This is a genomic window from Lactobacillus fornicalis (genome assembly GCF_055362665.1).
Genome location: NZ_JBLTIM010000030.1, coordinates 1 through 13,837 on the forward strand (window position 1 = coordinate 1; position 13,837 = coordinate 13,837).

At 36.4% G+C, this 13,837-nt stretch carries 3 protein-coding genes; all 3 read right to left on the bottom strand.

The genetic code is table 11. The features are described from left to right. Positions 1–2,555 (bottom strand): mucin-binding protein (locus ACNDLV_RS06410; protein ID WP_498882996.1); only part of this gene is annotated, 2,555 nt, incomplete at its 3' end. Positions 2,556–2,638: 83 nt separating this feature from the next. Further along, a complete protein-coding gene (locus tag ACNDLV_RS06415; protein ID WP_048588265.1) occupies positions 2,639–3,028 on the bottom strand; it encodes a YSIRK-type signal peptide-containing protein in 390 nt (129 codons plus the stop codon). Between the two features lie 358 nt (positions 3,029–3,386). After that, complete coding sequence (locus tag ACNDLV_RS06420; RefSeq protein WP_498882997.1) at positions 3,387–13,805, bottom strand: Rib/alpha-like domain-containing protein; 10,419 nt, start codon at positions 13,803–13,805, stop codon at positions 3,387–3,389. Between the last annotated feature and the right edge of the window lie 32 nt (positions 13,806–13,837).

Consider the following 13,837-nt stretch of genomic DNA (forward strand, 5'->3'; position numbering starts at 1 on the left):
GGTGTATCACCATCTTTGAAAACAATGTGAGTTGTTTGTTCAGTTGGTGTCTTTGGTTGTACCTCAACTACTTTATCACTTGGGTTTGATCCATCGCCTGGGAAGTCAATTGTTGTTGGCACTTCTTGGCCTGGTACTAATTCGTAGCCTTCTGGAATTGTTGTGTCTGGTACTTCAACACTTTCGCCTGGCTTTCCTGGAACTTCAACTGTCTGAACTGGCTTGTCTCCATCTTTGAAGATAATCTTACCTGTTGGTTGATCAGTTGATGGAGTGTCTGGTGTCTTCTTTTGAATCTTAACAACTGTTTCACTTGGAGTTGTTCCATCACTTGGGAAATCAACTTCTGTTGGTACTTCTTCACCTGGCACTAATTCATAACCATCTGGAATCTTTTGATCTTCTTCACTTACTGGCACCTTGTCTCCAGGCTTACCTGATACTTCTACTGTTTTAACTGGTGTATCACCATCTTTGAAAACAATGTGAGTTGTTTGTTCAGTTGGTGTCTTTGGTTGTAACTCAACTACTTTATCACTTGGGTTTGATCCATCGCCTGGGAAGTCAATTGTTGTTGGCACTTCTTGGCCTGGTACTAATTCGTAGCCTTCTGGAATTGTTGTATCTGGTACTTCAACAGTCTTACCTGCTTCACCTGGTACTGTTACCTCCTTAACTGGCTTATCTCCATCTTTGAAGATAATCTTACCTGTTGGTTGATCAGTTGATGGAGTGTCTGGTGTCTTCTTTTGAATCTTAACAACTGATTCACTTGGAGTTGTTCCATCACTTGGGAAATCTACTTCTGTTGGTACTTTTTCGCCTGGTACTAATTCATAACCATCTGGAATCTTTTGATCTTTTTCACTTACTGGCACCTTGTCTCCAGGCTTACCTGATACTTCTACTGTCTTAACTGGCTTGTCTCCATCTTTGAAGATAATCTTACCTGTTGGATTCTTAACATAGTTGATTACCACTTCAGTACTTTCAGTATCACCATCTACAGTTACTTCTGGCACTGTACTTTGATCTGGTGTGTATCCCTCTTTAGTACTTGCAGTGTAGCTTTCCCAAGTTCCAGTTGTCCAATCACTGTACTTAGTTACCTTACCAGTTACTTCATCAACAGTGGCTGTTCTAGTTAACTTAGCTTCTTGTGTCTTTACTAAAACTTTTTCCTTAGTTACTGGATCTACTTCATAAATCCTTCTAGTAACTGTCTTGTTTAAGTCTTTTTCACTTACGCCATCTGGATAATGAACTTTTGGATTTTCAGGTAAAGTATCTTCCGGTGTCTTTGGATCATCTGGATTTACTGTAGTTGTCTTGTGAGTCAATTTAACTACTTTATCTTCTGGTGTTGTACCATCTGATGGGAAGTCTACTTCTGTTGGTACTTTTTCGCCTGGTACTAATTCATAACCATCAGGGATCTTTTGATCTTCTTCACTTACTGGCACCTTGTCTCCAGGCTTACCTGATACTTCTACTGTCTTAACTGGTGTATCACCATCTTTGAAGATAATATGAGTAGTCTTTTCAGCTACTGTATCAGTATAAACAACATTGTAAGTTACAGTCTTATTTACTGTATCAATAACAGGATCAGAAACAGTTACACCGTTTTGAGTTGTTGAAGCTACCTTTAATGAATTTAAAATGTTTTGTTGGGTAGCGGTATCAATTTTATCAGTGTAATAATTAAATTCCTGAGTATTGTTTGTCTGGTTAAGTTCTTCGTGAGTGTAATCTTTAGAAATGTTATCAGGTCCAGCTACTTTAAAAGCATTTGCCGGAATCTTCTTATCTGAACGTTGACTTGTTTCATTAACAATTAACTTATAAGTTTGATTATCTACCAAATGATTATTTTCTTGAGCACGTCTGAAATCACTACCCGCAGCACCAGCCTTGTAGCCAGCAATTAAACGTGTTTCTGGAACGTCAGTTACAGTAGAATCCACTACAGTAGTGAAGTCCATTTGAACTTTCTTAGTACCACCTAAATAATAACCATTAGCACTTTGGTAGTGAAAAGTATAGATATCACCTAAGTACTTAACATTTTTGTCATCATTGCTATTTAAATCTAAGTTAATTAATGGGCCGTTTTGAGTTGTACCGTCATTATGCTTGTAACGAGTAATCCAATTTCCACCAAATTCAAGGGCATCATCCCATTCATATGAAGTTCTATTTTTTATACTTGCTGGAAACCAGTTGTTATCATAGAACAAATGATTCATAGTAGTTTGACGGTCTAAATTAGCTCTACCATAGTTAGCGTAAGAAAATGTAGGCAAGTTAATGTGGGTCCACATTTCTAAAGCTTCAGGATCTGACCCGTTGTAGTAGTGACCATTAAATTTTTTATCATGAATGAAGTAATCACGATATTCATCTGAGAGTTCATTTGAATTGTGTAAGATAGTTGGGCCTTTATCAATATCAAATTGAACTTGTTGCCAAGTTTGTCGATCAGTTGGACCACCAATTACTTGAATAGTAACATTATTAGCTCCACCTTTAATCTTGACATTTTTAGTCATCATAATTGAGAACCATTGTTCATCAGTTTTAGTGGAGTTATTTACATTAGAATTCCAGACGATACGCCATCTCTTTTCATTTGGTGCTAAAGTGCCGCCTGTTTGTACGTATCTTTCACTAATATCTTGAAGAGTAACGTAGTTATTAGCATTGTTTGGATCTTATCTGCAGATGGATAACGACGATTACCATCCCCCAAAGTATAAGTTGAAGCTGATGCTAAGTTAGAACTGTTCAAATCTTGTGGTTGATTTGTAACTTGGCTTGATTCATTAGTTGTAACAGAATCGCTTGAACTACTAGTTGTAGAATTTGAACTTACATCACTTGAACTTGCACTTACACTATTTGTGGCTTCGTCAGCTTTAACTACTTGAGCATTACTTACAAAAGTAACACCTAGTAAAACCGATACCACCCCAATAGATAATTTTCTTAACGAGAATCTTTGCCTTTCATTAAACATTGATTTCATAACTATCCCCCTAATAGCATAAAGTTATTTCAAATTTTTTATCCCTCGTATTAATATTCTAATAGAAATAATTTATTATTTGTTAACTTTTGCTATTAAATAACCTATTGTTCAGATTATCAAGAGATAAAGTAATAATACGGACTTTACCCCCCCCCGATATATATAAAATTCGAATATTTAATAAACCGTTGATAGATATAGTATTTTAAACTTTTAAAGATATAAATACTAATAAAATAACAGTTTTATCATTAATTTAATATAATGTATCAAATCGTTTAAACATATGCTTAAACATTTACAAAACCACATAAAAAAGCCAAGGTATTAAACCTTGACTTTTTTACTAGTTACTCTAGTCTTTTTTCTTTTTACTAATGAATAGCATTCCAGCTAAACCAAGTAAAGATAAACCTAACATTTCCAAACCAACTTTATTTTCACCAGTTTGTGGAAGAGTCTTAGCACTAGACTTAGTGATAGTAGAGTTTCCTGAAGTACCCTTAGCACTGGTTAAATTATGAACTTTGTCATTCTTAGTTGATTTATTAGTGTCCTTATCTGAACTAGTTTGACTTCCATTATTTGTTTCATCAGTAAACAATGGGTCACCTAGCTCATAACGTTTAATGGTTTGATCTGGCGTTAAGTCCTTAGTTGTTCCATCTTCAAACGTTACTGTTGTTGAACCGTCACCCTTTACTTCAATGTTGGTGATACCCTTGTCTGGGTTTGACTTAGTAATGTTTTCCTTAACTGCTTGCTTTTGTTCATCAGTCAAGTCGCCATCACCCTTCACTGGTACCTTATCAAAGTTACCATCAAAGTTCTTGTCTTCGCCTTCATTGAACAATGGATCTCCAAGTTCATAACGTTTAATGGTTTGGTCTGGTGTCAATTCCTTGGTTGTTCCATCTTCAAACGTTACTATTGTTGAGCCATCACCCTTCACTTCAATGTTAGTGATACCCTTGTCTGGGTTTGACTTAGTGATGTTGGTCTTAACTTCTTGTTTTTGTTCATCTGTTAAGTCGCCATCACCCTTTACTGGTACCTTATCGAAGTTACCATCAAAGTTCTTGTCTTTGCCTTCATTGAACAATGGATCTCCGAGTTCATAGCGTTTGATGGTTTGATCTGGCGTTAAGTCCTTGGTTGTTCCATCTTCAAACGTTACTGTTGTTGAGCCATCACCCTTCACTTCAATGTTGGTAATTCCCTTGTCTGGGTTTGACTTAGTAATGTTTTCCTTAACTGCTTGCTTTTGTTTATCTGTTAAGTCGCCATCACCCTTTACTGGTATCTTATCAAAGTTACTATTGAAGCCTTGATCTTCACCTGGATTAGTCAATGGTTCGCCTACATCATAACGTTTGATGGTTTGGTCTGGTGTCAATTCCTTGGTTGTTCCATCTTCAAACGTTACTGTTGTTGAACCATCACCCTTTACTTCAATATTGGTAATTCCCTTATCTGGGTTTGACTTAGTGATGTTGGTCTTAACTTCTTGTTTTTGTTCATCTGTTAAGTCGCCATCACCCTTCACTGGTACCTTATCGAAGTTACCATCGAAGTTCTTGTCTTCGCCTTCATTGAACAATGGATCTCCAAGTTCATAACGCTTGATGGTTTGATCTGGCGTCAAGTCCTTAATTGTTCCATCTTCAAACGTTACTGTTGTTGAACCATCACCCTTTACTTCAATATTGGTAATTCCCTTATCTGGGTTTGACTTAGTGATGTTGGTCTTAACTTCTTGTTTTTGTTCATCTGTTAAGTCGCCATCACCTTTTACTGGTATCTTATCAAAGTTACCATCGAAGTTCTTGTCTTCGCCTTCATTGAACAATGGATCTCCAAGTTCATAACGCTTGATGGTTTGATCTGGCGTCAAGTCCTTAGTTGTTCCATCTTCAAACGTTACTGTTGTTGAACCATCACCCTTTACTTCAATATTGGTAATTCCCTTGTCTGGGTTTGACTTAGTAATGTTTTCCTTAACTGCTTGCTTTTGTTCATCTGTTAAGTCGCCATCACCCTTTACTGGTACCTTATCGAAGTTACCATCAAAGTTCTTGTCTTTGCCTTCATTGAACAATGGATCTCCGAGTTCATAGCGTTTGATGGTTTGATCTGGCGTTAAGTCCTTAGTTGTTCCATCTTCAAACGTTACTGTTGTTGAACCATTACCCTTCACTTCAATGTTGGTGATACCCTTGTCTGGGTTTGACTTAGTAATGTTTTCCTTAACTGCTTGCTTTTGTTCATCAGTCAAGTCGCCATCGCCCTTCACTGGTACCTTATCGAAGTTACTATTGAAGCCTTGATCTTCACCTGGATTAGTCAATGGATCGATCAACTTGTAGCGGTTCACAGTTTCTTCTGGTGTAAAGGTACTTTGAGTACCATCACCCATTGTTACAGTTGCTGTACCATCTGGCTTAACAGTTACATCTGTGATGTCCTTGTCTGGATTACCATCCTTGATATTCTTAATTACTTCAGCCTTTTCAGTATCAGTAATATCTCTGTCACCTTCAACTGGAACCTTCTTAATGTTGCGGTTCAAGTCTTCACTTTCACCAGTGTTAGTCAATGGTTCACCTAACTTACTACTGATGATAGTTTGATCAGGTGTCAATTCCTTTTGAGTTCCATCACCAAAGGTTACGATAGTACGGCCATTGTCCTTAACATCAATGTTAGTAATATCTTTGTCACCATTAGTCTTCTTGATGTTTGATACTACTTGACCTTTTTCTTCATCAGTTAACTTATCTGCATCTTTTACAGTAGTCTTGTCAAATGAGTTAAGGTCTGTATCTGCTTCACCAGTGTTAGTCAATGGTTCACCTAACTTACTACTGATGATTGTTTGGTCTGGTGTCAATTCCTTTTGAGTTCCATCACCAAAGGTTACGATAGTACGACCGTTGTCCTTAACATCAATGTTAGTGATATCTTTATCGCCATTTGTCTTCTTGATGTTTGATACTACTTGACCCTTTTCATCATCAGTTAACTTATCTGCATCTTTTACAGTAGTCTTGTCAAATGAGTTAAGGTCTGTATCTGCTTCACCAGTATTAGTCAATGGTTCACCTACATCATAGCGCTTGATGGTTTGATCTGGAGTCAATTCCTTGGTTGTACCATCTTCAAACGTTACAGTTGTTGAACCGTCGCCCTTTACTTCAATGTTAGTAATTCCCTTATCTGGGTTTTTCTTAGTAACGTTGCCCTTAACTTCTTCTTTTTGAGAATCAGTTAAGTCAGCATCACCCTTCACTGGTACCTTATCGAAATTACTATTGAAGTTGTCGGCATCATTGGTAATAACAGTTACTGATACATCTACAGACTTAGTGCTGCCATCTGGGAATGTAGCAATAATCTTACCTGAAAATTCTCCAACTGTATCTGTCTTTGGTGTATTTTCTGGGTCCCAACTGTATGTTGTTCCATTAGGCATATCTGCCTTATTAGTAATTACATCCTCAGCCTTTGGTAAATCTGCATTACGTTTTACAGAGACAGAGTCCGCTTTAGGATTATTTTCATCTGCATCAGAAACAACCCTAACTGGTACAGTCACTTGATCTACAGATCCATCTTTATAAGTAACATTAACCACACCAGTAGATTCACCACTCTTAGAAACATCTGGTTCTTTTGCCCAACTATATTCAGCATCCGTTGGCATGTCTTTACCATTCTTGTCTTGCTTTTGAATACCATCTTCAGCCTTTGGAACTTGATTAATTCGAGTAGGTATTTCTTGTGATGCTGGATCAAATTGTTCTGATTGAGCTGGACGAACATTTACAGTTGTATCAAGAGTATCTGTACTACCATCTTCGTAAGTTACAACAATTTTTGCAGGAACTCCACCTGGAGTAGTTGTTGAAGGAACAGTTTGCCAATCAATCTTAGTAATTGGGTAGTTATTTGAATCAACTGTGTCACTAGCCTTGCCAGTTAAGTCTTCATTATGATCAACAGTTATTGGATGAGTAGTTGGATTATACTTATCGGCATCACTGTTTACGTGGATAGTTACATCTACATCTTGAGTTGAGCCATCTGGATAAGTTACGTGAACTGTTCCAGGCTTGTCACCCCAAGTAGAAGTATCAGGCTTTTTAGTCCAAACATAGTCTGTATTTTCAGGAAGATCAGACGTATTTTCAATGCTATCCTTTGCAACAGGATCTGTGCCTTTATCTACATTTACTGTCTTACCCTTAGCAGAATAAGTTTCATTATCTAATGGAGTTACTTTAACAGTTACATCTACAGACTTAGTACTGCCATCTGGGAATGTAGCAATGATTTTACCTGGGAATTCTCCAACTGTATCTGTCTTTGGAGTATTTTCAGGATCCCAACTGTATGTTGTCCTATTAGGCATATCTGCCTTATTAGTAATTACATCCTCAGCCTTTGGTAACTCTGCATTATGTTTTACAGTTACAGGCTTTTCAGGAATTGGTGTAACAGATTCATCGGCATCACTAACTACATTAACCTTAACTGGTACATCAACACTCTTGTCACCAACAGTTACAGTAACTACCCCTTCTTTATCACTTCCTGAAGTAGAAGTATCAGGAGTGGTCTTCCAGCTATAAGCTGCATCTTCTGGCAATTCAGCGTTCGGATTAATTGCACTCTTAGCTTCTTCGGCTGTAAAGTTGTGGTTCAAGCCAACTTTAACTGGTTCGCCTGCTTCAATTACGTGAACGTTACCAGTTATTTGAGTACTATTACCATCACTGTAAGTTACAGTTACTGTAGCCTTCTTTACACCTGAAGTAGAAGTATCAACTGAACCATTCAAAGTTGGTGTTGTACCTTCTGGTAAAGCATCCTTATTAGCAATTAAATCACTAGGATTTACAGTATCGCCCTTAGCAACATAGATATCTTGTCCCTTAGCAGCTTGTTCAACCAAATCACTATATGGAATTACCACATTTTGTCCTTGACCAGCTGGGTAGGTTACATGCAATCCATCTTCTTGGAATGAATCATGGGTAATTGGATTAAAGTTACCATACTCATTAGTAACTGAATCAAAGTTATCCTTCTTGATAGTGCTAATTACTTGGTCTTTTTCATCATCAGTTAAGGAAGTAGGATTATCTACTAAAACCTTAGGTCCAACTTTAATAGTTGTTACATCTCTAGGAATATAAACACTTGGATCATCAGTTCCTGAACCGGTGTAGTTTACTCCACCAATATTGTCAACTACAACATTATCGCTATTTAAGTCTGGGTTAGCTATAGTGAAAGCTTTCTTAATTGCTTCTTTATCAATTGGGAAAGTAGTTGTACCGTTTTCATTCTTATCTTGAACAATTTGACGCACTGGAGCTTGGACAGTTATCTTATTAACTTTTACGGGTAAGTCTACTGATGAACCATCACTATATGTAAGTTTGATATTACCATCAGAATCAATTGTAACTGTTGGCTTTCCATCAGAAGCTGGGTTGGCATTCGCTATTGCAGTCTTAACAGCTTCTTGGTCCTCATCAGATAATTGTTGCCTATTATTAACAATTATTCTTTCAGATGGGATATTCACTACAACAGTATCAGCAACAGTCTTTTTGGCAACTAAATCAGTCAATTTAGTTGCAGGACTTCCGTCTTGGAAAGTAACTGGAGTATCACCATTATCTTCAACAATGTTAGTAATATCAATACCATTAAATTTAGTATTTGGATTTGCGGCTTTAATTGCATCCCAAACCTTAGACTTTTCAAATGGAGTTAGACTAGAAACATTATCAACCTTAACCTTATTAGGAACGTTGATTACTGCATCTGGTGCAGAAATAGTCGTTGTAATAGTTTTGGTTACTTCCTTAGTAGTAACTTGAACATTTGGATCATGCATATCCCCACCAGCTACTGGTGTTGGAACATTGTATGTTACAGTTTCAGTCATAGTTACTGACCCATCACTATTAACAATTACTTCAGCATTAGGATTTGCAACTTTAACTGCACTTGCAATTACTTCTTTTTGGGCATTAGTCAAATCAGCTGCTGGATTATTATTCCGATCACTCAACTTGATTAAAGTCTTCTCTGGATACTTCGCAACAACTACAGATAACGGAATTGTAGTCTTTGAATTATCTGGATAAACTGCAGTGATTGTTGGATTACCACTTTCATCAGTTCCATATTCATAACTTTGAACTTGGGGATTATTCTTTCTAAGACTGTTTTCAATTTGTGCCTTGTCATTGTCAGTTAACTTAGTTGGATCAGTTACTAAAGTCTTAGAAGTAATTTCTAATGGGTAAACCATGTTATTAACTATTTGTGCAGTAAGCTTTTCACCTGGTATGGTAATTGAACGTGTACCATCTGTAAAACTAACCTTAGCCATATCATCTGCAGTACCATCAGTACCTACTGAGATCTTAGTAGTATCCACATTAGCGTTCCCCTGCTTAAGAACATCAGTAACCACTTGAACTTCACCAGAATCTAATTCTTTTTGGTTTTTAACCCCAATTCTAGTCGAAATGTCAAAAGTGGTCTTATCTGCAGGAATAGTTGCAACCTCTTTACCATTATCATCATAAACAGTAATATCCCCACTAGCGTGTGCTTGTACATGATCAGATGCAATATTTGGATTATCCTTCAAGAATGCATCCTTCATAGCTTGCTTTTCGCCATCGTCTAAACGATAAATCGGCACTAATTGACCAGTTTCATCAGGTTGATCACCTTTATTTGCAACTACTGTTCTAAGTGGAATTGTTACAGCAACATCATCCATAGTTAACTGATGTGTCGTACCATCTGGTAAAGTAGCAGAAACTACATTATTTCCATTATCATCTTTTACAACATTTACATCTGTTAGATAAGTTGTACCACCAGACATATTGGCATTTTTAACATTTTGAATAATTTGGCTGATTTCTGTTGAAGTTAAGTTAGTTTTATCAACGACAGGTGTTAATGTTGTTGGCTTATTCAAAGTAGCATTTTGATATACAAGTAAATCACCAGCAACTTTAGTTTTAGTACCATTATCAACAAAAGATAATGTCGCTGTACCATCATCGGCAATTACATTACCAGCACTAGTATCAGCAACAGATGGATTGAGCTTCTTAATTGCGGTTAAAACTGCTTGTTTTTCATCTGATGTTAAATGTTTTTTATCAGCAACTACTGTTCTCTTTGGTAATTTTAAGATTGTTTGATCAGTAGTTAATGTTGCAGTATTTCCATTATCATCTGTTAATGAAACACTACCATCATTATTAACTTGAGCTGTGAAGCCCTTGTTAGCAGCTTCTGTAGCAGACTTTACACTAGCTTGTTCAGAATCACTTAAAGTGTAATCAGGGGTAGTCCAGTTATTTGCCTTGTTAGATACAACAGTTCTAGTTGGAATATAAACAATAGTATCACTAATTGGAATAGTTTCAGTTATACTACTGCCATCATAAGTAACAACCACTCGACCATTATTTTGATCAATTGTCGCACTTGTTACACCACGATCTTTATTAGCTTCAATTACTTTATCAATAATTGACTGCTTTTGATCATTAGTTAAATTATCTGGATCACCAACAGCTGTTTTTACTTTAGGAGCTACTGCGTCAGCATAAATCAAGTTGGAGTTAACTACATCTAAAGTAGGGCTGCCTTCACTAAAGCTAAGAGTTGACGTAGCATTGTAACCATTATTAATAGTTGCATTATTCCAATCAAATAGAATATTAGGATTATCTTTAGTTAATTGATCCTTAATATTTTGTTTATCTTGATCTGTTAAATTATTTGGATCAGCAACTTTGACTAACTTCTTAACAAAAACAGTTGTATATTTAGCGTCTAGTTTTCCTTGGCTATATACTAATCTCTTTGAATCATTGTTAGTAGAAATAGTATATGTAACATTTCCACTACTATCCAAACTAATATTCAATAAATAAGCAATACCATCTAAACTGGCCTTCTTTTGAATAGATTCTTGGAAGGCGGCTTTATAAACATCGCCCCCTACTGAACTTACAGTTTCACCAATTGGAACTAAGACTCTCTTAGGATAATTAATCGTATATTGGTTAGCGCGAACATCATCTAACGTTAAAACTTGCCCATCGGAATACTTAACAGTTACACCTGTATTGTTAGTACCGAAACTAACTTCAGTAGCACCATCATTAGCATCCTTAAATAATTGCTTAACTTGATCTAGTTCTGAACTAGTTAAATTAGTTTGATCTTTTACCCAAACTAGGCCAGAAGGTGGAATAATGCTTTGGTGAATACTTTCAAAAACAGTCTTAGTCCCAGGAACAGTAATAGGTTTTGAGCCATCAGCAAAAGTTACACTTGCAGTACCATCTAAAGCAACTGAAGCAGATGTAAAACCATCTGAAATTGTTTTATTAGCATTTTTAAGATTGTCTACAACTTTTTGCTTTTCTTCAGCTGTAATATTAGTTTTATCCTTAACTAACACTGGGTTAGGAATATTGATGATGGTTTGAGCTGGTGTTAAAGTTGCAGTCTGGTAAACGCCAGAAGCAGAAGTTCTTGAAACAGTTACTGAACCATCATACTTACCATTTATTTGATTTACTCTAATACCTAACTTAGCAGTAGCATTAGCCGCATTAACATTAGTACTAATAGAGCCAGCTTCATCATCGGTAATTGTGAAAGTATCTGCTCCAGAATCTTGATAAATCATAGTCTTTGCAGGAACTTGAACTACTAAATCGTCATAAGATACAGAATTAGTTGACCCGTCAGCATAAGTCAAAGTTGCTGCTCGATCAATATCACTATAAGTAACATCAGTAACATTTGAATTAGCTGCCTTAATTAAGTCAGTTATCTTTGCAGTTGAAGCGGTATCTTGGCTTAAATTAGTTTTGTCATTAACGACAGTTAAAGCTGCAGGGTCAACAGCTGGATACTTAATATTATCCTTATCAGCATTGGCAACTGTAATTACATATTGCTTATTAGTTGAATCATAACTAGTAGTTGCTTTAAATCCAGCTTTTTCAAGATCAGCCAAATTATTGATGTTTAAACTTAAATACTTACTTCCATTATCTGATGTTGGGTTAAGAGCCTTATCAATTTTTGCTTGCATTTCATCTGTATCATTGCTATAAGCAAATGACTCAGAGATATAGTAATTCTTTTGAACAGACCCAGTATTTGGAACCACACTATCAGTTACTGAACTAGTGCTGGAATTGGTATTACCTGTTACATCAGTTAATGGAGCTTTAGTCAAAGTATAGTTAACAGCTGGAATGTTGCCAGTTGCATTATTGGTTGCATTTTTAACCACAACGTTAACTTGAGCCGTTGCTGCGTCTAATGAATCACTAGTAATAATCTTACCAGAGCTTACCCCACTTGAAGCAGCTTGCATCAAGTGAATATCTGAATTAGTCTTGGCAGCTTGTCCTCTAGTAGCACCACCATCTGCATTTTGAGGTGTACCTTCATTTCCTAAAGCAATTACACCACTATATGTAGAAACCTTTTCACCACTAGGTTTTGTGTAAAATGTAACAGTCCATGTGGCACCAGAATTATCATTCAAGAACTTAGACCCTTGAGTTCTAAATAAGATTCCATAGCCAAAATCGTTGACATCAATAACAGGATTTTTATTGCCCCACATATTTTGATTCTGATTCTTATTGGCATTGTTTTCATCCATCTTAAATGCTTTTTGCCAGTAAGAACTACCATTTCCGTTCGAATCGATGCCACTATTAAAACCATGCACATTGTCATAGTTAGTACTATCTCTTGGGACAATACCATATGAATCCATATAAAGAGCACGATCATTTAAAACTTTTGAACGTTGTGTAGCAGAACTTGTATTAGTAAAAGTAGTAATGCTACTTGTTACATATCCAGTAGCAAAAGTTAGTGGAATCTTGCCACTATTGATATAAGTAGTGGCAGTAGCAGGATCAGTGGCTATCCATCTATTAATGGCAGCTTGGTCATAGTCTTGATAACTTTGGGACATTTCACCTTTAATATAAGCAGTAGCGGTTTTTACTACACTGCCACCTAAACTTGCAGCGTTATTACGTAAGGTTTCATTAACAGTAAATAAATTACCATTTGCATCCTTAACCACCTCATTGTCTTTAGAAATCATTAACGCATACGCACCACTATCTGCATGGTTAACAATATTATTCATGTAATATTTGCCATCAGGCAAGAAAGTTACAGTCCATTTAGTAGTGCCATTATTTTGAGCTTCTTGCGTAATCTTATAATTCTTGGTCATATCAGAAGCCCAACCCCAGTTTTGTGGACCACCAGCAAAGATTTTACCAGGATCAACTTGACTATTTTGTCGCATGTAATCCATGCCTTTAGCTTGATCAACATTAGTTGTCGAAAAATTACCCATGCTGTCTTGCCGTGTTTTATTAACATAAGTTTGAGCACTATCACTATTGTCAGTAATATTGCTCTTATTAGAAGTATTTTGATAACTAGGTGTAGTTACTTCATTTGAATTACTTGTATTTGCTGAAGTAGATGCAGAACCTGACGATTGTGAATCAGAAGCCCTATCTACCCCCCCACCATTTTGTGAATTCGCTGTACTTGAAGAGGTATCTGCTTGAACAACTTGTGCGTTACTTACAAAAGTAAAACCTAATAATACAGATACTACCCCAATAGATAATTTTCTTAGAGAAAATCTTTGTTTTGCATCAAACATATTTCTCATAAATAGAGACCGTAAAATAGTTT

Bases quoted from the DNA above. Each gene is read 5' to 3' on its own strand.
- ACNDLV_RS06415 (WP_048588265.1), bottom strand. From the start codon at position 3,028: ATGAAATCAATGTTTAATGAAAGGCAAAGATTCTCGTTAAGAAAATTA.
- ACNDLV_RS06420 (WP_498882997.1), bottom strand. From the start codon at position 13,805: ATGTTTGATGCAAAACAAAGATTTTCTCTAAGAAAATTATCTATTGGG.